Here is a 23520-nt window from a genome sequence, read left to right as displayed (position 1 = left end):
ATTTGATCTATACAGGGTATACAACCGTATTCTTTTCCAGCCAGATAAAACGGCAAGACATTGACAGAAAATCAATAAGTAATCTTCTGCCGCCCAGCAAGTGAATGCGACAAAGTTGTACCATCTACCATTTCAAGCTCACCACCAACCGGTACACCATGAGCAATGCGGCTTGCTGTTACACCATACTGAACGCATATTTCTGCGATATAATTGGCCGTTGCCTCTCCCTCCACTGTCGGATTAGTCGCCAGAATCACCTCTAAAATCTCTTCAGTGGAAAGGCGTTCTTCAAGACAATCCAAACCAATATCCATCGGACCAATACCATCCAATGGAGATAAATGCCCCATCAACACAAAGTAGCGCCCAGCAAACTGCCCAGTTTGTTCAATAGCATGAATGTCCGCAGGGCTTTCAACCACACAAATTTGACCATTTTGCTGACGACGTGGATTAGCACAGATCGTGCACTGTTCCTGCTCGGTAAAAGTCCGACAATATTTACAGTGTCCAATTTCCGACATCGCCTTTGTCAATGCCTGAGCCAAACGCATTCCACCACTGCGATCACGCTGTAACAGATGAAAAGCCATCCGCTGCGCAGATTTAGGGCCAACTCCTGGCAAACAGCGTAATGCTTCCATCAAGGATTCAAGGAGAGGACTGGTTTGCATCAGAATGGCATCTTAAAGCCTGGTGGCAGTTGCATTCCGCTGGAAACGCTTGCCATTTTCTCTTTCTGAGTTTCTTCAATGCGGCGGGCTGCGTCATTGAATGCAGCCGCAATCAGGTCTTCCAACATCTCTTTGTCATCTTCCATCAGGCTTGGATCAATCTCAACACGACGGCAATTATGAGCACCATTGATAGTCACTTTAACCAGACCTGCACCAGATTCACCCGTCACTTCCAGATTGGCGATCTCTTCCTGCATTTTCTGCATCTTGTCCTGCATTTGTTGGGCTTGTTTCATCAAATTGCCCAAACCACCTTTACCAAACATAGTTTTCTCTCTTCGCTATGGCTACATCGTACAACAGGTACAGATTGCAGCGCGGTTAGACCGGCCGGATACTCTCTTCATCCAGTTCAGCATCAAATACCTGCCGCAATGTCTGAATAGTCTTATCCGCAATAATTGATTGGCGAGCTTGTGCCAATTTTTCTTCATAAATGGCTTGTCGCCACTCCAGTGGAGTTTTCTCCTCCGGATTATCATCTTCAATAATGCTGAATTCAATCGTTACACCGTACAACTCGCTTAAAGCCTCCGCTAATGATTTTTGTGCAAAAGCGGAATTGAGATGGCTCTGGCTCGAACGCAGGTGTAAACAGATATTATTAACACTAATCTGCTCTTTAAACGCATTTAATGCTAATTGTTGCACCAGTTTAGGAATTTTAAGTTTATCAACTTCCGCTGCCCATGCATCTCTCTGCTTGGATTCTTTAGCTAATTTTTCTGCCAGCTCCGGCGTTTTCTCATGCTCCAGAGCCGTTCTTAATGCCTTTGGCGTAGCGACATGAATTTCTGGTTTTTCTTCAATATTTTTGGCTCGCCAACGGTAAGCCTCTTTTTTCTCAGGTTTTTCTTCCTGCGTTTTGGCTATTGATGACTGAGGTCGCGGCCCTGACACTGCAGCAATCCGCTCCAGTGCCGAGGTTGCCGGCCTCGCCTTAACAGACGTAGCCGGTTTAGGCTTTTTTGGTGGCATTTGCTCTTGTTGCCGGGATAATACACTCCTCGCTTTCAGCAGCTGAGCTGTCGGGCTTGATGCAAGTGCCTGGGGTATCTGAGGTTCCGGCGGAGAAACGCTGCCCACCGATACTGGATCAATATGGTCAGCGGATGGCATATTGCCCTGATGATTATGTTGCGGCTGTGCTGCAATTGATGGGATAGCCGCAGCAGGATGTCCATGCACAACCGGTGCAGCAACCTCTTCAATGACTGTTTTTGGATGAAATGCCAAAGCTCTGAGCAGCGTCATTTCAACACCCATCCTGCGTTCCGGTGCATACGGCAGGTCTCTACGACCAATCAGTAGAGTTTGATAATAAAGTTGTAAATCTTCCGGTGAAATTGCTTTTGCCAATATTCTCAAACGACCTTCAATGGAAGAAGAAGCGATTTCTGGTTGAGAAGCTAATAGCTGGATCATTGCAATACGATGCAGTAATGAAAGAATCTTTACCAACAAATTCTCCCAATCAGCACCCCGTGAAGCAGCTTGTTCCACCAATGCCATAACCTGCTGACCGTCAGACCGAATCAATGATTCTATAATTGATAAAGGCTGTTCATCATCCAACGTTCCCAGCATCAGGCTGACTATTTCAGTTGTTACCTGTCCTTGCCCCATCGCGATAGCCTGATCTGTCAGACTCAAAGCATCGCGCATACTGCCATCAGCAGCACGGGCCAGAAGCTGACGGGCGCGGTTGTCACTCTCCAGATGTTCAGCTTTAAGAATATGCTCGAGCTGATCGCTTATCTGATCAACACCCAGCGCTTTGAGATGGAACTGCAAACAACGGGAAAGAATAGTTACTGGCAATTTTTGCGGATCAGTGGTTGCCAGTAAAAATTTCACATGCTCAGGCGGCTCTTCCAGCGTTTTCAATAACGCATTGAAGCTATGGCGGGAAAGCATATGCACTTCATCAATCAGGTAGACTTTGAAACGCCCACGAGCTGGAGCATATTGCACGTTATCCAGCAATTCACGCGTATCTTCAACTTTAGTACGGGAAGCAGCATCAATCTCAATGAGATCGACAAATCTCCCTTGCTCAATTTCAAGGCAATTAGCACATTTGCCACAAGGCTTATCAGTAATACCTGTTTCACAATTTAACCCTTTGGCAAACAAACGGGCGATCGTCGTTTTCCCGACACCTCTGGTGCCGGAAAACAGGTAGGCATGATGGAGCCGGCCATGGGAAAGACCATTAGCCAGCGCAGTCAGGACATATTCCTGACCAATCACATCAGAAAATATTTGTGGGCGCCACTTACGGGCAAGTACCTGATAGCTCATTGATACCGGGAAAATTGAATATAATTGGGTACCATGCTAACACAGCCCCACTACAGACAGCGAGACCGATATGTCAGTAATACGAAAATAAGCAGATTAATGACCAGGGAATTCCAGTAAAGTGAAGCTGTTCACGCCTTGTTTTTGCAGGCGCTCACTCCCCCCCAAATCAGGCAAGCCAATAACAAAGGCAGCCTCAGAAACTTCACCATCTAAATGACGGATTAAGCGAACAGTTGCCTCAATAGTGCCACCGGTTGCCAGCAAGTCATCAACAACCAACACCTTATCACCTTCTTTGATGCTGTCCTTATGTATTTCCAGTGTATCGGTGCCATACTCTAAATCGTAAGTTTCACTCAATGTTTCACGAGGTAATTTGCCTGCTTTACGGACAGGGATAAAACCAACACCGAGACGCAACGCAACTGGAGCTCCAAATAGAAAACCGCGAGCCTCAGTACCCACAATTTTTGTGATTCCTTTGTCCTGATATCGTTCTACCAGAAGATTAATTGTTGCCTGGTAGGCAAGAGGGTTATCCAATAAGGTCGTGATATCACGAAAAAGGACCCCAAGTTTAGGATAATCAGGAACAGTTTCAATACTGTCTTTAATAAATTGCAGTTGCTGCGCGTTTGCGGTCATAATCGGTGCCAGTGAGTAGAACACGAGAGTGCTAAAATCTATGCAAACTGATAAAAAAAAGCAACCGATGAACATACATCAGCTTAATTTTTTGTCGTTCCAGGTTAATTCTGCTTCGCAAAACATAATCATTGTAGGGTATAAATGAGTACGCAACCGTTATTAAATTTGCTCGAAAAGCAGGTCAACATACTGGCGGAAGAGCTCACACCTCTGGCAGATATCCCATTTTCTACTGCCCGGTTTGATCAAACTTTATTTAACCGGCGCAGCAATAAACTCCGTGGTTATCTGCAAGAAGTCAGGCATAACATGGAACAACTCAAAGAGTGTGTCCAGGATAACCGAACGGAACAAGTCGCGTTTCTGACCGAGCGTTTGGTTGCTCAAATAGAAGCATTAAAGCGTGAATTGTCTACTCAGTCGCTGAGAAAAAAAGAGAGCAGATTCGAACATCAACAACAAGCTACTGACCTGTATCACAAACTGACTGAACATCAAGATTATGAACGCCGCCTGCTCGCAATGATCAATGATCGGGAGCTAAAATTGAATCAACAAACTACACTGAGTGATCAGCAAAAAATACAGAAAGAAATCGCAGCATTAGCCGGAAGGCTAGCACGTTGCCGCCAGTCTCTGACGCGAATTGAAAAATCAATCGAATATAAAGAGAACATGGATTAATGACTCAGATTCAGATGAGGAAATTTTATGTCAGTCGAACACGCACCACCTGAAGTTCAGCTTGCTGTTGATCTAATCTATCTATTGGAATGCAATGAAATCGTACCTGAAATTGCACTCGCTGCACTGGAAATAGTCAAACACGATTATCAAGCAAAGTTAGCAAAGCAGCCACAATCTACGAAGGAATATTGAGCGGTTTATTGCAAACATCTCGTAGATACTTTGTCGATACCATAAAAGATCTACATTAGTTATGTCTTAAAATTTGCTCTCACGCATTTGATCAGCCTTTGCCAAATTTCAAATGGCTTTATGTCGTCACTCATTCATTCCATTGCTGAATTTAAGAAACGTTGAAACATAATCGTCCGCAGCGATTCGAGTGCAAAGCTGTTCCCATTCACAACCTACACAGGCGGATCTTATGATCCTATGGTTAAAAGCCCATTGAGCCTGTTTTAAATAGGTTTCGTCAAGCCTCAGTGTATGACCCACTTCGACTGGTCGATCCATAAGAGCACCAATAGCCTCCAAAGCACGATTATCCCGAACGATGACACTCTTGCCCAAACAATGAGGACCCTCTTCTCCAAGCAAAGGAGCACAGATGTCATCCGGCCCTTCCACAATCAGGATATCTTCATTCTGAATCCGAGGAATAATCTTATTGTAATTTTCAATAAAGCTAGGGGAATATCCGTTGCCCGCGTAGGTAAGAATACACAGGAGGTGATGACCTCTCAGAGATATTGTCATTGTTACGTTCCTGAGTGTAGAGTTCAGTTAAGTGTTGCATTATTATACAAACAATGTTATACGATTGACACTGGCCTTCAATAGATCAATTTTTCTAATATAAAGAAAATAGACTAGGAATCGGCAATCATGTCGTCAAGATGGGCATCAAACGAGCTTGTCAAATTATCATCAGAAAGCTTGCAGGCAATCATAGATAACAAGATTCCGGCAGTAATAATAGATGATTTTGCAACTACAGAAGAATCAATACAGCTTTCTGCGGCAATACTGAGCATGAAGGCGAAGCAATATGAATTCGGCAAGCCGGGATTTTACTTAGGAAATCCACTCACTCATTATCGTGATCGCCCAAAAGAAGAATATTTTGCTCAAGTTAGCGCCGCTGAACAAGAGCGTGTTCAAGTTACCAATCAAGCTTTTGATTCAGTTGTTCGGTTCATACAACGTATCAATCACGATACCGATTTCAGCATCTCGATCGCGGAAGAACCAGAGTTTGGCCCCTATTTTGCCGGTATCGTCCGTATTATCTTCGGTGGCTCAGATCTACATGTGGACTATGCACCCACTTTTGCTAAAGGAAATTTAACCATCGGAGATGTATCCACTCAGCTCGCCTGGAACCTCTATGTTTCGTCTCCTTCACAAGGAGGGGAAACAGTAATCTATAATCAGCCATTCAAGAGTACTGTTGTTGATAAAACATATAAGCCATATGATAGTTCTCTATTAACTGATTGCGAATCTTTCACTTTCCGGCCTCAAGTTGGTTCTGTCGTCATTTTTAACACCAGTAATCCTCATATCGTCCTGCCAGCGAACGGCAATCGGATTGCAACCGGCTCCTTCATCGGTCTGTTAAATGAAAAAAATCTGATCTTATGGTCGTAATCCATTTCAATAAGATGTTTGGAATCTGAGCATGAAGACCGCCTTTTCTTACTCTACCGTTGTTCTATATGTCGTGACGATCATTACGGGGGGAACATCGTGGTATGCGGCAAAATTGCAATTAACGGATGTTTCACCTGTAATATCCCTGATTTACCGTTTTGGATGCGCGTCGGTATTACTGCTTCTGATTACTGCAATTTCACGGGAAAGGCTCACATATACCCGGCACGAACACCTCTCTTTCGCTGCGCTTGGAGTATTCGGGTTCGCTGTCGCATTCTTACTGATTTACAAGGCTGCGGCCTTAATCACCACCGGTTTAATCGCCCTTACCTACTCTTCGGTCATATTATTCAACTCTGTGAATGCAATTCTCTTCCTACGGCAATCAATTTCATGGACAGTTCTGGTCGGTGCTATGGTCGGTCTGACTGGGATAATTTTGGTCTTCGGCCCGGAATTTTTAAATAATGAATGGAATTGGGCGGGATGCGGTTACGCTATCGCAGCAACCCTCGCGTTCTCATTCGCCAACATTTCCGCAGTTCAGTTACAAAGAAAGAGGGTCACTGTTCTCCCAATGACAGGTATTTCTATGGGATATGGCACCATATTTTTGCTCGGCTATGCCTTTTTAACTAAACAAACGTTTAACTTTGATCTATCACCAGTCTATGTAACATCTCTATTCTATTTGATCCTGTTTCCTTCGGTGATTGGGTACACAACGTATTTCGCCGTCGTCGGTCGTTTAGGTGCAGAACGAGGGGCCTATACAATGCTTCTCGTTCCGCTTGTAGCTTTAGCGATCTCCAGCATCACAGAGGGCTATCGTCCAACCATTTGGGCCATAATCGGCACAATGATGACGCTTAGCGGCAATTATTGGGTAATCACAACCAAGTATCAACCCGCCGTAAAGACCGATACTTAAGAACGTGATTCAAGAGTTGGATAGGCCCGGCGAACAGTTTTCGCAATTAAGATAACCAGTACGATTTTGATAATATCTCCTGGAATAAATCCAATCGAACCTATGGCTGCTTGCCAGAAGCTGATATTAGCAAATGCCGCAACCCATGGAATACCCATCACGTAGACAATCACAATTCCACCAAAGACAAGAAATACAGCTTCTTTAAAGGTATTTAATTTTGCAAGATTCCACTCATACAAATAACCGATAACAAAAGCGGCAATCGGCCACGCCAAAACAAAACCGCCGCTTGGGCTGAAAAACACCCCCAATCCTCCCATACCTCCCGCCATTACCGGTAATCCAACTGCAACAAGAACACAAAAGAGCAATAATGCTAACCCCCCTCGTTTCGCTCCAGCAATAGCGCCAGCAAACATCGCTCCCATTGATTGGGCTGTTATCGGAACGCCTATAACGGGAAGAGCCAATGGTGGGAATAAACCCAGCGCTGCGGTTAGCGCGGCAAATAGTGCTATATAAACAATATCCTTCGTGGACACTTAATCCCCCTTTTTTCGATAAAGCCACAAACCAGGTTTTATTTGCTGCTCGATTTCTTTCTCACAAACCCTGGATCGTAAGACCGGGCTTCAATAGCAGCAGAAATATCATCTGCCATTTTGAGAGTTCGCACGATAACGGGTACAGCAATTGCTATGACACTCTTATCGAGACCTCTTGCTTTCTGCGCCTCCCGTACTTCTTCTGTAATTGACGCAAGAACAGGGATAAACCTCAAAGCAAGAGATAGAGCCAGGCTCACTTTTCCTGGATTGATTCTAAAATAATACAACCACCAAAGACCCTTTTCCAATGCGTCGATCATGTCGGAGGAACGAGTAGTAAGGGTGACAAGCGAGGCTAACAATAAAAGTGAGGCAAGACGAACGACTACAAGTACACCGGCAGTCCAGTGATGTAGAAACACCTGGACTATAAAAATAAGCGCGAAGATCCACATAGCAGGTCGTAGTTGCGCCCAGGCAGTTCTTAATGAGATTCTGGCTAATAAGTATAAAAGTACGATACCTGCCAACGCTGCAATAGAAAGATCGATACGCGGAACGATGAAGAGTAATGTCCCCAGAATGAGCAAAGAAATAATTTTGAATCCAGGACTAACTCGATGCACAAGTGATGAACCAGGATCATACCCAGACAGGCTCATGACATCATCCTTACATATTCAGGAATAGCAACAGAGGGAATTTCATCAACAACCACACGACCATCATCAAAAACGAGTACACGGTCAAACCCCGCCAAAAACTCAAGGTCATGAGAAACCACAATCACAGTTTGAGATAAATTATCGATTGCTTCAGCAACACGGCGCTTATTGCGTAAATCCAGTAAAGTCGTAGGCTCATCGAAAATTATATAAGCAGGCTCCATCACTAGAACACCAGAAATTGCCAGAAGTTGTTTCTGACCGCCACTTAAAAGATGAGCTGGATGCTGCCTAAACTGAAGTAAGCCATATCGTGAAAGTGCCTCCTGCGTTCTTTGTTGAATTGTCTCCTTGGTAAAACTGAGATTTTTCATTCCAAAGGCCAAATCTTCTTCAACAACTGGAAAAACGATCTGATTATCAGGATTCTGGAATACAAAACCAACCTTACGCCGGATCGCTTTACCCTCCGTTCTGGTGTTCAAACCATCCACCAAAACATCACCACACTTCGGTACCAGTAATCCATTAAGAAGACGCGCAAATGTGCTCTTGCCGCAACCGTTGCTACCTATGATGGCAATTCTTTTTTCCTTCAGCTGCAAATTTAAGTCTTTCAATACCACACGCTCGCCGTAAGCATGCGTTACATTTCGTATTTCCAGCATAGACGGTCATCCCTCAACAATTGTGGCCAGCTACATAACACGGTACCAACTTAGCACTCTATCTGACTGCAAAATCCGCAGGGCAAATTCAACCAACATATTGACTTCAACACCAAAAAATAGGCTCAACTTACTGATATTAAATAATTTAATCTACTTGCACCGAACTTAGATAATACATTTTTCTCAGATAGAATCTTCAGCATTTGCTTTAAGTTATAGTTTTTCTTTGATCACTATCCTACAAGACCAACAACAATATCCGATATTAGAAATACTTTCGGCTCAGTTCTTAAATTTATTCCTTGTATATAGTAGATAAACAAAAGAGCATAAGATAATGACTTTTGACCATTAGCCGCATTGTTAGCAATTACCAAAATAGAATTTACCTCTATTATTCTGGTTTCTCATTTTTCTGTAACTTTCATATGCTGACTATATTTAAGCATATCGATAAAACTATCCACTAACGGCTCAGCTTCTTTCTGAATATCAAAACTATCTGGCGCAAATAACCAATTCTCCAGCAAACCAGTTATCAACCCTCTCAGCATGATAGCAGCTTGGCGCAGATTAAGATTATAAGGAAGCTGACCTGATGCAATACAGCCGGAAAGTGACTCTTCAATACGAACATAGTCTGCAACACAAAGCTCCTGACGAACTTCCACCAAAGCAGACATTTCACCAACAAATTCACATTTGTGGAAAAAAATCTCCATTAATAGCCGGTTCTTCGGATCATCAACAACCGACGTCAGGATATGAATTATTAAAGTTCTTAAAATCAGGAGTGGATTATTAGGATATTTTCCTTGATACTCTTTTTCTAATTCGTCAATCTTAGAATCTGTTATTCTACAAGCTTCGGAGAACAGGTCTACTTTATTTTTAAAGTGCCAGTAGATTGCACCTCGGGTTACTCCAGCCGTTGTGGCAATATCTGTCAGTGAAGTAGCAGAGACACCGCGCTCAGAAAACTCTTTTATAGCTGCGTCTATAATCTGTTGCCGGGTCTCCTCAGCCTGTTGTTTAGTTTTTCGTGCCATATACTCTGTTTTTAACCTGAAGCTGATTTACATACATTCATGTATGTTTGTATTATAGCATGCTGCTATTAATGGAGTAGTGGTTTTACGGATTGAAAGGTCAACATCTAAAAATATTGAGGTTTACTTATGCGAATAAACAGGGGAGTTTTGCCTCTGGCTACAGTACTGGTACTCTCAGGCAGCTTAGCTCTTTCAGGATGTAACGACAAAGACTCTCAGCAAGTTGCTGAAAATCAACAGGCCCCTGAAGTCGGTATCGTGACGCTGAAAACTGAACCTCTGATGGTCACAACTGAACTGCCAGGCCGAACATCAGCCTTCCGTATTGCAGAAGTTCGTCCACAAGTCAGTGGTATAATTCTGAAGAGAAACTATAAAGAAGGAAGTGATGTAAAAGAAGGGACTTCTTTATACCAGATAGATCCAGCAACTTACCAGGCTGCCTATGACAGTGCTAAAGCTGATTTAGCTAAAGCTCAGGCTAATGCAGAGATAGCACGCCTGACAGTGAACCGCTATAAGCCACTGTTAGGTACAAACTATGTTAGTCAGCAGGAATTTGATAAGGCCAGCGCTGACTCTGCACAGGCAAATGCTGCAGTACAAGCGGCAAAAGCGGCTGTAGAGACTGCCCGTATTAATTTGGCATATACCAAAGTTACAGCGCCGATTAGTGGTCGTTCGGGCAAATCGACTATAACTGAGGGTGCTCTGGTTTCTGTTGGTCAACCAACAGCACTGACAACTGTTCAACAATTGGATCCAATTTATGTGGATGTCACTCAGTCAAGTGATGACTATCTGCGCCTTAAAAATGAAATCACCAGAGGCATTGTGCAGAAAGAAGGTAGTAGAGCTAAAGTTCACCTAGTTATGGAAGATGGTAAAAATTACAGTGAAACAGGCTATCTGGAATTCTCCGATATCACTGTAAATGAAACAACGGGTTCTATCACTATCCGTGCAATATTTCCTAACCCAAATGAAAAATTACTACCAGGTATGTTTGTTCACGCAAAACTGGAAGAAGGTATTCGTCGGGATGCAATATTGGTTCCTCAGCAAGGAATTACGCGCACACCTCGTGGCGAAGCTACTGTCATGGTGGTCGGTAAAGGCGAAAAAGTCGAACCACGCGTTATCACGGCAAGCCAAGCTATTGGTGACAAATGGCTGGTAACTTCCGGCCTGAAAGCAGGTGATCGGGTTATCGTTACTGGTTTACAAAAAATTCAACCTGGCATACCAGTTAAAGCAGAAGAAGTGGATTTAAATACAAAACCTGCTGCGAACCAAGCTGAGCCTGCAAAAAAGTCTTAATTAAGGAGTCGGTGATTCATGCCTAAGTTTTTTATAGATCGGCCAATCTTTGCATGGGTAATAGCAATTATTACCATGCTGGCTGGGCTGCTGGCAATTATGAAATTACCCGTGGCGCAGTACCCAACTATCGCACCACCGGCGATTTCTATCTCCGCAACTTATCCCGGTGCAGATGCTACTACTGTGCAAAACACAGTTACTCAGGTTATCGAACAGAATATGAATGGTATCGATAATCTGGTTTATATGTCCTCCAACAGTGACTCTGCTGGCAACATGAATATCACGCTAACCTTTGAAGCAGGTACTAATCCTGACATTGCACAGGTACAGGTACAGAACAAGCTGCAACTGGCTATGCCTCTGTTACCACAAGAAGTACAGCAGCAAGGGATAAATGTAGATAAGTCCACAAGTTCTTTCCTAATGGTTGCAGGGTTCATCTCTGAAGATGGGTCCATGTCACAGGAGGATATCGCTGACTATGTTGGCGCAAACGTCAAAGACCCGTTGAGCCGTGTCGCTGGTGTGGGTGATACAATGCTGTTTGGTAACCAATATGCAATGCGCATTTGGTTGAATCCTGACAAGCTCGTTGATTACAAAATGACGACCCTGGATGTAATCAATGCAATCAAAGCACAAAATAACCAGATAGCCGCCGGTCAGTTAGGGGGAACCCCTCCAGTTCCAGGTCAACGGCTGAATGCTTCTATTATTGCCCAAACACGTCTGACTTCACCGGAAGAGTTCAGCAATATTCTTCTGCGCGTTAATACTGATGGGTCTCAGATCCGTCTGAAAAATGTGGCAAAAGTGGAGTTAGGGGCAGAAAGTTACAATATCATTGCCCGCTTTAACGGTAAACCAGCTGCTGGTGTCGGTATCAAACTAGCAACAGGTGCTAACGCTCTGGACACGTCAAAAGCGGTAAAAGAAGCGCTAAAAAATATGGCGCCTTTCTTTCCACACGGGCTGAAAATCGTCTATCCATATGACACCACTCCATTCGTTAAAATCTCTATTAACGAAGTAGTCAAAACACTGGTTGAAGCAATTATGCTGGTGTTCGTGGTTATGTACCTATTCCTACAAAACTTCCGAGCAACACTTATTCCAACCATTGCGGTTCCAGTCGTACTGCTGGGAACATTTGCAATACTCGCCACATTTGGTTATTCAATAAATACACTAACTATGTTTGCCATGGTTCTCGCCATTGGCTTACTGGTAGATGATGCCATTGTTGTGGTGGAAAACGTTGAACGTGTTATGCAGGAAGAGGGTCTATCACCGAAAGAAGCAACCAGGAAATCAATGGGGCAAATTCAAAGCGCTCTGGTTGGTATTGCAATGGTGCTGTCTGCCGTATTTGTCCCAATGGCTTTCTTCGGTGGTTCAACTGGTGCGATTTATCGTCAATTCTCGATCACCATCGTATCTGCAATGGTATTGTCTGTACTGGTAGCATTAATCCTGACACCTGCTCTGTGCGCCACCATGTTGAAGCCCATTGCTAAAGGCAGCCACGGTAAACAAACCGGGATCTTTGGCTGGTTTAACCGCATGTTTGATAAAAGCACCCACCACTATACTGACAGTATCGGCCGTATTCTGCGCAATACAGGCCGCTATCTGGTGATTTATGTATTGCTGGTTGCTGGTATGGCGGTCATGTTCACTCGTCTGCCATCCTCCTTTCTTCCTGAAGAAGATCAAGGGGTACTACTGACAATGGTTCAATTACCTTCAGGTGCAACACAGGAACAGACACAAACAGTTCTGGATAAAATAAGTGACTACTTCAATACAGAAGAAAAAGATCTCGTGGTTTCTGTATTTACAGTAAGTGGCTTTGGTTTCAGTGGTCAGGGGCAAAACACCGGTCTGGCGTTTATAAGCCTGAAAGACTGGGGTGAACGCTCTGATACAGAGAGCAAAGTACCTGCCATTGTTGCCAGGGCAAGTGCTCACTTCCAGAAAATCAAAGAAGGTATGGTTTTTGCCTTTAACATCCCAGCAATTGTAGAGTTAGGTTCAGCAACTGGTTTTGATTTTGAATTAATTGATAAAGCAAACCTTGGGCATACTAAACTGACCGAAGCACGTAACCAATTGCTTGGCATGATACAACAACATCCAGATATGTTAGTGGGTGTTCGCCCTAATGGCCAGGAAGATACCCCGCAGTATCGGATTAGGATTGATCAGGAAAAGGCGGAAGCTTTAGGTGTTTCCATTTCTGATATCAACTCGACACTAAGCACGATGTTTGGTGGCAACTATGTGAACGACTTTATCGACCGTGGTCGTGTCAAAAAAGTTTATGTTCAATCAGAAGCACCTTATCGTATGCTGCCAAGTGATATCTACAAACTGTATGTCCGTAACAAACAAGGTGAAATGGTTCCATTATCTGCCTTCTCAGATATGTCTAAAGAACCATGGACCTATGGCTCACCACGTTTGGAACGTTATAATGGTTTGCCATCAATGGAAATTCTGGGCGAAGCAGCGCCAGGTAAAAGTACCGGTGATGCAATGGCTCTGATGGAAGAACTGGCATCCCAATTACCAAATGGAATTGGTTTCGACTGGACAGGCATGTCCTATCAGGAACGCCTATCAGGTAATCAGGCGCCTGCTCTGTATGCATTGTCATTGATAGTGGTCTTCCTCTGTCTGGCGGCACTGTATGAAAGCTGGTCAATTCCATTCTCAGTTATGCTGGTAGTACCACTAGGTATCGTTGGAGCCTTGTTAGCAACAACATTCCGAGGCTTGGATAACGATGTTTACTTTAAAGTTGGCTTACTGACTACCATCGGCTTATCGGCAAAGAACGCAATCCTAATCGTTGAGTTTGCTAAGGACCTGATGGAAAAAGAAGGAAAAGGGTTGATAGAAGCTACGCTGGATGCTGTCAGAATGCGTCTTCGCCCAATTCTAATGACATCACTGGCATTTATGCTGGGTGTTATCCCTCTAGTATTGAGTAATGGTGCAGGCTCCGGTTCTCAAAACGCAGTGGGTACCGGGGTATTGGGCGGAATGATTGCTGCAACCTCGCTGGCTATCTTTTTCGTACCTGTGTTCTTTGTCGTTATCAGACGACGTTTTAGTAAGAAAGCTGAGGAGATTGAATCCGCGTCAGAATCTCACTAATGCAACTAAACAATAATAGAAGGCCGTTTTAACGGCCTTCTTAAATATAATAGTTGCCTGTATCAGGCAAGATTCTGCTCACTAATCTACCCTCTGAACTCTTACATAAATTCGTTCAAATTTAATTAAAATTACCACTTATGAGTAGAAAATATCTTTAAAAATCCAAGCATTACTGACTTTAATAAAATTAACGAGAAAATTGTTGGACAAAAATTGCTTTATCTTTTTTTACACTAAATGACAAAAAACAATACCAGCGCATAGTGACTTATGTAATAATGATGCTATATTCATTGATTATTGTAGCCATCAGGCTATAATCTGCTGTTGCGGGTATCTGAGGATAATACTGTTTTATATAAGCCTACATATTAACTCACATATACTAGCCGATATTTATAGTTTATTACGTTAAGGTGTGAGTTTTTGTTTAAGAGGTGATTCTGATTTACTAAAAGCAAATCAGAGTTGCCTGTAAAAAAGATAAATAATCCCAAAGAACGATTATAGACACATAATAATAATCTCTCGAAAGAAATTTTCTATAATACGTGCATATGTTCAATGTTTGACTCAAATTAAGTAATGCCATACATATACGGGGAGATACATAGCATGGATGAATATTCACTAGGGTGACATGACATTGGTGAATTAAAATGCCGATGAAGGCAAGAAGCACCTCTAGTGACAGAGTACGTTGAGACTGGTTGTGTAAATAATTCTTACGTCTCAGAATAATTTAAAGATAAATGAATTGATTGAGTACATATCAATTTTAGTTTGGCACTTTAAAATAAAATATTCTGATGATTTCAGCCTTCTCACTTGAATTGATAAATTTTTTGATAATACATATACTTATACTTTGTTTGGAAGCGAATAAGATTAGCTTTTCTGAACTTACGGAATGGTAAAAAACTAATGAATGTTTAACCAGTATCCTGTTACACGATTTAAATTGCTCCCTGAGCAAAATTTGATTGAATATTTCACTAAATAATTTTTTATATATCTTAAATAAGAAAGGCGACTATGACTAAAACTGATTATTTGATGCGTTTAAGAAAATGCACCACGATTGATACATTGGAACGTGTGATTGAAAAGAACAAATATGAACTTTCAGGAGACGAACTTGAACTATTCTACTCTGCTGCGGATCACCGACTAGCTGAGCTGACCATGAATAAACTATATGATAGAATTCCACCTTCAGTGTGGAAATACGTTCGCTAAAATAGTTTTCATCAGGTAGAAAGTGATCCGGGCCGGTAAAGTGCTATCGGCTTAATCGGGTTGTGAATAAAATTGGTGAGGGCTCTGCCAGCGACATCCCGGCACACACATCCCCTGCTATGGCTGCTTCCTTCCGGACCTGACCAAGTTAACAAGTTAGCGTTGCGGGAGAACCAACAGAGCCCCCATTGACGTGTTGCTTTAATTTCAAAGCGACGCCATTATCATTCATACCTATCTAAATAGCAAGATAAGCAAACCCGAATGATGCTTTATTGCACATTACGAGTAAATACACAATAAAATGTATTATCTGACAGCTTTCAGAGTAATTTCGATATCTTTAGTCTGTCCATTATTAATCACTTCATATGCAGTATCTGTAACAAACATCAAACGATTATGCAGTGAAACAGAAGCACTGACGATAATACGTGCATGTGGCTTAATGTCGTTTGGCCGGTAAGGCAGAACAAAATGGAAAGGTGATTGCTTCCCACCTAAACGTTCTACCTTCTTAGACAAGGTAACTGAGGGTGCATCAGCCAAAGATATATCAGATAAAGTCACTGTCAGAACCGCATCCGCTGGCAACGCCAGACGCTGCAATATATTAATATTTCCTTCAACAAAAGAACGTTTTACTGGATTTTCGATCTCTTCTGCCTGAGTATCTACTACCTCAGGGCCTTTGCCATTACACCCAGCCAAAGCAACTGCCAGTAATACGCTCGCAGGGAGCTGCCATAATTTCATACACATTCCTCCACTATTAACTAATCTATATAAGTAATAAAATAAATTGAAATATCAAACCGTTAAATCTAAACCGTCTGGATTATAGATTAAAAATTTGAATATAAAACTTCAATTAATCTCATATTCTTTATTGCACTACTATCAGGGCTTAAAACATTTACAATTTAGTTATTTATTTATCATCTATTAATGGGACAATAATCATCTCTTGTACTCTCTGATAACCAAATAGAAAACAAAGGTATATTATGAGCAAGTCATTAAAGAATCTGATAAATTTGATGAATTTAGAAAAAATTGAGGAAGGTATTTACCGGGGGCAAAGTAAAGATTTGGGCTTTCCTCAGGTTTTCGGGGGACAAGTGATTGGTCAGGCACTTTATGCTGCCAAACAAACCGTTGTTGATGACCGGATGAGCAACTCTTTCCATAGCTATTTCTTACGCCCGGGTGACAGTAGTAAACCCATCGTCTATGATGTCGAGATCTTGCGCGACGGAGGAAGCTTCAGTGCCCGGCGAGTCAGTGCAATTCAGAATGGTAAGCCTATCTTTTATATGACCGCCTCATTCCAAAGTCATGAAGAAAGTTTTGAACACCAGAATATGATGCCGGATGTCCCCTATCCAGAAGAACTTATCCCTCAAGACGAAATTGCGAAAAAAATGTCGCATCTACTGCCGCAGAAGATGCGGAGTATTTTTCTCCACCCTTGCCCGTTGGAAATGAGACCAGTAAAATATTACAGCCCATTCAATTACCTACCTGAAGAACCTGTACGTTATGTTTGGTTCCGCAGTAATGGCGATATGCCTGATGATCCTTTTATGCATCAATATCTGCTCGGCTATGCCTCTGATTTTAATTTCTTACCAACAGCATTACAGCCACATGGTGTTGGGTTCCTTGAGAAAAATATTAAGATAGCAACTATTGACCACTCTATGTGGTTCCATCGTCCGTTTAAACTAGACGACTGGTTACTCTATGCTATAGATAGTCCATCAGCTTCTGGAGCCCGTGGTTTTGTTCGTGGACAGATTTATAATCATGAAGGTGTACTTGTTGCTTCCACTGTACAAGAAGGGCTAATCAGGAAACGGAACAGATAATAATAAAGGCAGCAAATAAAAAAACCAGCATCACACTTATGGTCTTATTGCTGCCTGTTTATATCACAAATTAATTATAAGCACTCTCTCCATGGGAATTAATATCCAGACCTTCTCTTTCAATTTCAACAGTAACCCGTAGCCCTACCAGCAGCTCTGCTATTTTAAAAGCAACAAAAGAAACAATTACTGACCAAACCACACAGATCAATATACTAAAAGCCTGAATACTAACTTGTTCCAACATGGTTATCCCCTCAGCATAACCAATTCCGCCCAATGATTTCGCCGTAAAAACTCCAGTCAGGAGGCAACCCACGATCCCACATACGCCATGTATACCAAATACATCACACACATCATCAACGCGTAACCACCGTTTTAAGGCCACCACTCCCCAAAGCCCGGCAAAACCCGCGATTAAGCCAATAATTAGTGCGCCACCAACACCAACCATTCCTGCTGCGGGTGTAATACCAACCAATCCGGCAATACAGCCTGAACATGCCCCTAAAAGAGAAGGTTTATTACGGAAAAGCCATTCTGCAAAAACCCATGACAGAATAGCGGCAGCAGTCGCCACCATTGTATTCAAAAATGCCAGAGCAGCGATCTCATTAGCCGCACCAGCAGAACCCGCATTAAAACCAAACCAGCCAATATAGAGCACAGCAGTACCGATGAAGACCATCGGCAGGTTATGCGGTTTAAATGCCTCTTTCCCAAAACCAGTGCGTTTTCCCAGTAAGTAAGCACCAACCAACCCAGCTACAGCAGCATTAATATGCACAACTGTACCACCAGCAAAATCCAACGCGCCATCCTGTGAAAGAACACCGCCGCCCCAAACCATATGTGCCATAGGCAAGTAAGAAAACGTCAACCACAGCACACTGAAAATTAACAAAGCCGGAAAGCGAATACGCTCCCCTAACGCACCAATAATCAAAGTGACTGTGATACCAGCGAAAGAACCTTGAAATGCCACATGGATTAACTGATAAAAATTGCCACTTAAGCTCGTAACTGCCAAATTCTTTAACATCATTTGACTAAAGCCACCAAAGAAACCATTCCCCGGTTCAAAAGCCAAGCTGTAGCCGTAAATCACCCACAATACACATACCAGAGCAAAACTCACCATAACCTGAGCCATCAGCGATAAAACGTTTTTGCTCCGTAACAATCCACCATAAAATAGAGCAATTCCCGGAATTGTCATAAACAGAACAAGCACTGTACAAATCATCATAAAAGCATTATCAGCTCTATCAGCAACGCCTTCTGCTGCCTGAGATAATGAGGGTAAAAAACTGGCCACAACACCGGTAGCCACAGAGAATTGTCTTTTCATATATATCGTCTCTATCAGTGAGTTACAGTGCCGCATCATTAATCTCCCCTGTTCTGATACGGATAGCCTGTTGTAATTCGATGACAAAAATTTTACCGTCGCCAACTTTTCCGGTGAAAGCTGATTGCTGAATCGCATGAATTACCTCCTCAACTAACTCATCTGCTACAGCAATATCTATCTTTACCTTAGGTAAAAAATTGACGCTATACTCAGCTCCACGATAAAGCTCCGCATGCCCTTTTTGACGACCAAATCCTTTTACCTCTGTTATAGTCAACCCTTGAACACCAAGACCAGAGAGAACCTCCCTAATATCCTCCAATTTGAATGGTTTTATAATTGTCGTAATGAGCTTCATATATCCCCCTGCCATCCGTCGATTGTGTTTGTAATAAGGGAATAGCAAGGGGTGTGCCAGAAATGAAAAACATATAGAAATCAAATAATAATAGAGTAAATAAAAATTACGGAGAAAAGAAGAGAAGAGAGCAACGAATGTACTCTCCCGTTAGCGCACCAAATTAGTGCAAATCCAGTTAAATCAACACCTCTTTCTCAGAGATTGCGCCACATTCATTTAATGTATCGCTTACTTGTTGTAACTGATACATCTGATAGTAACGCCCACGTCTTACCAATAATTGTTGATGGTGTCCCTGTTCAACAACTGCACCACGATGCAGCACCAGAATAGTATCAGCCTCTACAATAGTGGACAAACGGTGAGCAATCACTATCAATGTTGTTTGCTGACGAATCAATCGTAAAGCCTGTTGTACCGCCTGTTCCGTACCAGAATCAATATTTGCTGTCGCCTCATCAAGGATCAAAATTTGCGGTGCTTGCACTAACACTCTCGCCATAGCAAGCAATTGTTTTTGGCCAGCTGACAACGTATTGCCCTGCTCTCCCAAGATAGTATGAAGGCCATCAGGAAGCGTACGCACTAACTTAGCTAATTGCACAGTTTCCAGTACCTGCCAAACTTTCTCTTCTGAAATATTCCGGCCAAGCGTAACATTGCTAAGGAAAGAGTCAGCAAGAACGACAGGATCCTGCTGAACCATTGCCACACCGTTGCGTAATACCGAATGAGACAGAGATGATACCGGCCGGCCGTCAAGGTAAATCTCCCCTTTCTGCCACGAGTAATATCCCATCAGTAAATTTGCCAGCGTACTTTTTCCACTACCGGTATGACCAACCAAAGCAACAAAACCATAAGCCGAAACCTGTAAATTAATATCTTGTAAAACTATTTTGTCATCCCGGTAGGAAAAACTGACATTTTCTATATCAATTCGACCACTGGATAGTGGTTGATTATCCATACCATAACCTTGTTGAGGGCTATCCATTAATTCAAATATCCTCTCACCAGAAACTATAGCTTGTTGCAGGATTGATTGCTGAGAGGTCAGTTCAATTAGTGGTTCATTCAACCGCCCTAGGTAATTGATAAAAGCATACAATACTCCGACGCCAATCACCCCTGCTCCACTAAACCCAAACAACACAATAAAACCGCACAACACCATAGTAGACAGTAAACTTAATAATGGACGTAATAGAATCCCATCTAATCGCAGCGCCTGCATTCTCGCTTTAAAATGAGCACGATTTGTTGACAACATACGTTCACCAAAACGAGCCTGCTGCCGGAACTGCTGAACAACGCTCATTCCATTAATGACCTCATTAAAATTATCATTAATATCAGCTAAATAACTACGTACCCGCCGGACAATTGGCGTACTTAGATGCTGGTATATCGCCATGACAATCAACACGACAGGAAAAATAAGAATTGCAATCAGTGCCATACGCCATTCGAGTATAAACATGGCAATCATCATCGCACCAATCAATGCAATGCTGCGAAATACCGTAGGAACCACATTGACATAAAGATCTTTAATGACCTCAGTGTCGTTCGTTACACGGGAAATCAATTGCCCTACCGGTTGATTATCAAAAGCACTCAGAGGCTGGCGTAATGCTGCATTCATCACATCAGTACGAAGTTGCTGAACTACATCAACTGACACTTGATTGAACAATAAAGTCTGGAAATAGTGTAATGCGGCCGTAATCAGTTGCAGAGCAATAAAGGTTACAGACAGCCCAATAATCACTCCTGCTGGCATATTACCCGTAGCAACCATATTATCGATAAAGTAACTAATCAGAATCGGACCACTGACTTCCGCAATTGCAGCCCCCCACAGCATCAGTACCGCTACCCCCAACGGCTTACGATAATTTTTTCCATAAACCAGCAAACGTTTCAGAGACGGCCACAATCGGCAAACCTTAGTCATCTTTATTTTCCTCAGTAGTTTCCTCGTCATCCAATGCTTCTTCAAGCTGCTGATAATGATACATATCACGATACCATCCTGGCTGCTCCGCCAGTTGATGATGCCGCCCCTGATGTATAACAGAACCTTGCTGCATCACCAGAATATTATCAGCATCAGTTAATGCAGACAGACGGTGAGCACTGATAATAACCGTGCGTTGTTGTCTCCACTGGCTGAGGTTTTGTAAGATATTGTGTTCAGTTTGCCCATCAACCGCAGATAAAGCGTCATCCAGAATCAAAATCTCTGCATCTAAAAGCAACGCTCTTGCAATAGAGATGCGCTGCTTCTGCCCACCAGAAAGCATCACTCCACGCTCGCCCACTTCCGTCTGGTACCCTTCGGGTAAACGAAGAATATCTTCATGAACATTGGCAAGGCGGGCAACTTCTTCGATCTGTTCCGTTGTTGCATCAGGACATCCCAAAGCAATATTCCCGGCAACTGTATCTGAAAATAGAAAAGGAGTTTGATTAACAACGGCAAACCGTGCTCGCCATTCATCTAATCGGATATCTGCAATTTTAATCGACTGGAAAAGAATTTCCCCATCAGTCATATCAAACTGCCTCTGTATCAACGCAAGTAGTGTGCTCTTACCTGAACCGGTTGGGCCACATATCCCCAGTAGCTGTCCCGGTGATAACCGGAAGTTAATTTGACTCAGAATAGTTTTATTACTTTGCGGATAATGAAACGCTTTGATATTCACATCCAGAATACTACGCTCAGGAGATAAATGACGGTTACCATCCTCAATAACCGGAGGCTCCTGCAACAAGCTACGGATACGACTGTATGCAGCACTTCCCCGTTCAACGATATTAAACATCCATGCCAGCGCTAACATTGGCCAAATCATCAGGCCAAGGTACATCACAAAGCTAGTGAGCTCCCCAAGAGTCAAAGCACCATTTAGCACCATCCAGCTACCACCACCGATAGCCAGAAAGTTTGACATACCAATAGCAATAAAAATTGTCGGATCAAATCGTGCATCCACCCTGGCAACATACATATTCTTACGACCCGCTTCCACAGCAACCTGTTCAAACTGATTTGATTGCAAATCTTCAAGACCAAACGCCTTGATCATGCGAATACTGGTCAGACTTTCCTGAGCCTGGTTATTCAGAGCAGAAAAGGCACCTTGTGCAGATTTGAAGCGATGATGAAGTTGATCACCATATCGTTTAATGATAATTGCCATAATCGGCATAGGTAACAAAGACAATAAAGTTAACTGCCAACTAATTTGTACACTCATCATAATCAGTACTGCACAACCCATAACCAACGAGTCAACTAAAGTAAGCACCCCCTCACCCGCAGCAAATACCACACGGTCCACATCATTAGTAGCACGGGCTATCAAATCACCCGTACGGTGACGCAGATAAAACTCAGGAGTTTGTCCGCTAAGTTGCCAGTAAAAATTATTCCGTAATTTAACCGCTAATTGATATGACGCTCCAAACAACCATAAGCGCCATATATAACGCAGAATATAAACAATCAATGCAATGACCAACATAACACCAATCCACGCCATCAATTGGTGAGATGACATCGAACCAGCACGGATGCCGTCAACAATTACGCCCACCAGATATGGAGGAACCAATAGCAGAATAGAGATGATAATAAGCAGAGTCACTGCGCCAAGATAGCGACGCCACTCGCTGCGGAAGTACCAGCTTAATTGAGAAAACAATCTCACACGCGTATATCCCGAAATAGAAATAGACAGTATAAATATTGAACATCACTCAGAATGATGAAGTTAACTAATTGAATAATCACTCATTAATCTGGTATCGGTAATGCTGTAGTGTACTTGATTTTTTCCATTGCAAAGCTGGATGTAACATCAATCAATCCTGGAACACCATTAACCATGCGCTTGTAAAAGAGATCATAGCTTTTCATATCCACAACTTCTACATGCATCAGATAATCACATTCACCGGCCATACGGTAAAAAGCCAGAACTTCCGGCATTTGCTTTATAAATGCAACAAATTCCTCATACCAACTACTGTTATGCTGCTGAGTTCTGATCATGACAATCACTGTCAACCCTAGCCCTAACTTTTCACTATCAAGCAGAGCAACTTTACCAACGATATAGCCTTCGTCTTCAAGCCGTTTTAAACGTTTCCAACAAGGAGTGGAGGTAAGATTAACAGCTTCCGCCAATGCATTTAGAGACAGGCTACAATCTTTCTGTAGTAACTTAAGCAACTTGCGGTCTGTTTTATCTAACATAACCACCTCTTATAGAAAATTTT

At 42.7% G+C, this 23520-nt stretch carries 24 protein-coding genes and 1 other RNA gene; 9 read left to right on the top strand and 16 right to left on the bottom strand.

Going from position 1 to position 23520, the window contains the following annotated elements:
• Positions 1–71 precede the first annotated feature (71 nt).
• The 4 genes from recR to apt form a co-directional block, all read right to left on the bottom strand.
• On the bottom strand, positions 72–677 hold the full coding sequence (recR, locus tag C5470_RS12220; protein WP_152962518.1) for a recombination mediator RecR: 606 nt from the start codon (positions 675–677) through the stop codon (positions 72–74).
• Positions 677–1006: a YbaB/EbfC family nucleoid-associated protein gene (locus C5470_RS12215; protein WP_021323842.1), complete on the bottom strand. Its 330-nt coding sequence runs from the start codon at positions 1004–1006 to the stop codon at positions 677–679. Before C5470_RS12215 ends, recR begins: the two co-directional genes overlap by 1 nt.
• 55 nt (positions 1007–1061) lie before the next feature.
• Positions 1062–3044: a DNA polymerase III subunit gamma/tau gene (dnaX, locus tag C5470_RS12210; RefSeq protein WP_166289355.1), complete on the bottom strand. Its 1983-nt coding sequence runs from the start codon at positions 3042–3044 to the stop codon at positions 1062–1064.
• Between the two features lie 96 nt (positions 3045–3140).
• Positions 3141–3692 carry an adenine phosphoribosyltransferase gene (gene apt / locus C5470_RS12205; protein WP_166289351.1) on the bottom strand — a complete coding sequence of 184 codons (552 nt, stop codon included), beginning with the start codon at positions 3690–3692 and terminating at the stop codon, positions 3141–3143.
• Between the two features lie 144 nt (positions 3693–3836).
• On the opposite strand from apt, the gene priC reads away from it, so the two are divergent.
• The gene (priC, locus tag C5470_RS12200) at positions 3837–4379 is read left to right on the top strand and encodes a primosomal replication protein PriC (RefSeq protein ID WP_166289348.1); all 543 of its coding nucleotides are present in this window, start codon (positions 3837–3839) and stop codon (positions 4377–4379) included.
• Positions 4380–4406: 27 nt separating this feature from the next.
• On the top strand, positions 4407–4574 hold the full coding sequence (gene rsmS / locus C5470_RS12195) for a pleiotropic regulatory protein RsmS (RefSeq protein ID WP_166289345.1): 168 nt from the start codon (positions 4407–4409) through the stop codon (positions 4572–4574).
• Between the two features lie 126 nt (positions 4575–4700).
• On the opposite strand, the gene C5470_RS12190 is transcribed toward rsmS, so the two are convergent.
• Entirely contained in the window at positions 4701–5138 is a 438-nt protein-coding gene (locus C5470_RS12190) for a DUF1284 domain-containing protein (protein ID WP_166289342.1), read from the bottom strand.
• Positions 5139–5267: 129 nt separating this feature from the next.
• Here C5470_RS12190 and C5470_RS12185 point away from each other — a divergent pair, with 129 nt between their 5' ends.
• Together C5470_RS12185 and C5470_RS12180 are read left to right on the top strand one after the other, a co-directional pair.
• Positions 5268–6032 (top strand): 2OG-Fe(II)-dependent halogenase WelO5 family protein, encoded by a 765-nt coding sequence (locus tag C5470_RS12185; protein ID WP_166289339.1) that lies wholly within the window; start codon positions 5268–5270, stop codon positions 6030–6032.
• 31 nt (positions 6033–6063) lie between these two features.
• A complete protein-coding gene (locus C5470_RS12180; RefSeq protein WP_166289336.1) occupies positions 6064–6969 on the top strand; it encodes a DMT family transporter in 906 nt (301 codons plus the stop codon).
• Here the strand turns inward: C5470_RS12180 and C5470_RS12175 are convergent.
• The 4 genes from C5470_RS12175 to acrR all read right to left on the bottom strand — a co-directional run bounded on the left by C5470_RS12175 (position 6966) and on the right by acrR (position 9905).
• A complete protein-coding gene (locus C5470_RS12175) occupies positions 6966–7514 on the bottom strand; it encodes a biotin transporter BioY (protein ID WP_166289333.1) in 549 nt (182 codons plus the stop codon). The two genes, C5470_RS12180 and C5470_RS12175, sit on opposite strands and share 4 nt — an antisense overlap.
• Before the next feature lie 38 nt (positions 7515–7552).
• Positions 7553–8182: an energy-coupling factor transporter transmembrane component T family protein gene (locus C5470_RS12170; protein ID WP_166289330.1), complete on the bottom strand. Its 630-nt coding sequence runs from the start codon at positions 8180–8182 to the stop codon at positions 7553–7555.
• Positions 8179–8853, bottom strand: coding sequence for an energy-coupling factor ABC transporter ATP-binding protein (locus C5470_RS12165; RefSeq protein ID WP_166289327.1), 675 nt, complete (start codon positions 8851–8853; stop codon positions 8179–8181). Before C5470_RS12165 ends, C5470_RS12170 begins: the two co-directional genes overlap by 4 nt.
• 410 nt (positions 8854–9263) lie before the next feature.
• Positions 9264–9905 carry a multidrug efflux transporter transcriptional repressor AcrR gene (gene acrR / locus C5470_RS12160; RefSeq protein ID WP_166289324.1) on the bottom strand — a complete coding sequence of 214 codons (642 nt, stop codon included), beginning with the start codon at positions 9903–9905 and terminating at the stop codon, positions 9264–9266.
• A gap of 129 nt (positions 9906–10034) precedes the next feature.
• Between acrR and C5470_RS12155 the strand changes: the two genes are divergently transcribed.
• The 4 genes from C5470_RS12155 to C5470_RS12140 all read left to right on the top strand — a co-directional run bounded on the left by C5470_RS12155 (position 10035) and on the right by C5470_RS12140 (position 15638).
• Positions 10035–11228 carry an efflux RND transporter periplasmic adaptor subunit gene (locus tag C5470_RS12155; RefSeq protein WP_166289321.1) on the top strand — a complete coding sequence of 398 codons (1194 nt, stop codon included), beginning with the start codon at positions 10035–10037 and terminating at the stop codon, positions 11226–11228.
• Positions 11229–11246: 18 nt separating this feature from the next.
• Positions 11247–14396 carry an efflux RND transporter permease subunit gene (locus C5470_RS12150; RefSeq protein WP_166289318.1) on the top strand — a complete coding sequence of 1050 codons (3150 nt, stop codon included), beginning with the start codon at positions 11247–11249 and terminating at the stop codon, positions 14394–14396.
• A gap of 760 nt (positions 14397–15156) precedes the next feature.
• The gene (locus tag C5470_RS23665; RefSeq protein WP_239002405.1) at positions 15157–15231 is read left to right on the top strand and encodes a hypothetical protein; all 75 of its coding nucleotides are present in this window, start codon (positions 15157–15159) and stop codon (positions 15229–15231) included.
• Between the two features lie 203 nt (positions 15232–15434).
• Entirely contained in the window at positions 15435–15638 is a 204-nt protein-coding gene (locus tag C5470_RS12140; RefSeq protein WP_011147992.1) for an HHA domain-containing protein, read from the top strand.
• A gap of 82 nt (positions 15639–15720) precedes the next feature.
• Here the strand turns inward: C5470_RS12140 and ffs are convergent.
• Positions 15721–15817, bottom strand: an RNA gene (gene ffs, locus C5470_RS12135) — signal recognition particle sRNA small type.
• Positions 15818–15947: 130 nt separating this feature from the next.
• Entirely contained in the window at positions 15948–16394 is a 447-nt protein-coding gene (locus C5470_RS12130; RefSeq protein WP_166289315.1) for a YbaY family lipoprotein, read from the bottom strand.
• A 251-nt stretch (positions 16395–16645) separates the two neighbouring features.
• On the opposite strand from C5470_RS12130, the gene tesB reads away from it, so the two are divergent.
• On the top strand, positions 16646–17509 hold the full coding sequence (gene tesB, locus C5470_RS12125) for an acyl-CoA thioesterase II (RefSeq protein ID WP_166289312.1): 864 nt from the start codon (positions 16646–16648) through the stop codon (positions 17507–17509).
• A gap of 70 nt (positions 17510–17579) precedes the next feature.
• Here the strand turns inward: tesB and amtB are convergent, their stop codons facing one another.
• From amtB to C5470_RS12100, 5 genes are all read right to left on the bottom strand, one after another.
• Positions 17580–18863, bottom strand: coding sequence for an ammonium transporter AmtB (amtB, locus tag C5470_RS12120; RefSeq protein WP_166289309.1), 1284 nt, complete (start codon positions 18861–18863; stop codon positions 17580–17582).
• 22 nt (positions 18864–18885) lie between these two features.
• Positions 18886–19224: a P-II family nitrogen regulator gene (gene glnK, locus C5470_RS12115; protein ID WP_021323857.1), complete on the bottom strand. Its 339-nt coding sequence runs from the start codon at positions 19222–19224 to the stop codon at positions 18886–18888.
• Positions 19225–19402: 178 nt separating this feature from the next.
• Positions 19403–21187: a SmdB family multidrug efflux ABC transporter permease/ATP-binding protein gene (locus C5470_RS12110; RefSeq protein WP_166289306.1), complete on the bottom strand. Its 1785-nt coding sequence runs from the start codon at positions 21185–21187 to the stop codon at positions 19403–19405.
• Complete coding sequence (locus C5470_RS12105; RefSeq protein ID WP_166289303.1) at positions 21180–22949, bottom strand: SmdA family multidrug ABC transporter permease/ATP-binding protein; 1770 nt, start codon at positions 22947–22949, stop codon at positions 21180–21182. The genes C5470_RS12110 and C5470_RS12105 overlap by 8 nt, the downstream gene beginning before the upstream one ends.
• A gap of 86 nt (positions 22950–23035) precedes the next feature.
• The gene (locus tag C5470_RS12100; protein WP_166289300.1) at positions 23036–23497 is read right to left on the bottom strand and encodes an Lrp/AsnC family transcriptional regulator; all 462 of its coding nucleotides are present in this window, start codon (positions 23495–23497) and stop codon (positions 23036–23038) included.
• Between the last annotated feature and the right edge of the window lie 23 nt (positions 23498–23520).

It is taken from the genome of Photorhabdus stackebrandtii, from assembly GCF_011189495.1.
Lineage (GTDB): Bacteria > Pseudomonadota > Gammaproteobacteria > Enterobacterales > Enterobacteriaceae > Photorhabdus > Photorhabdus khanii.
This window is presented reverse-complemented; position numbering and strand designations above follow the sequence as displayed.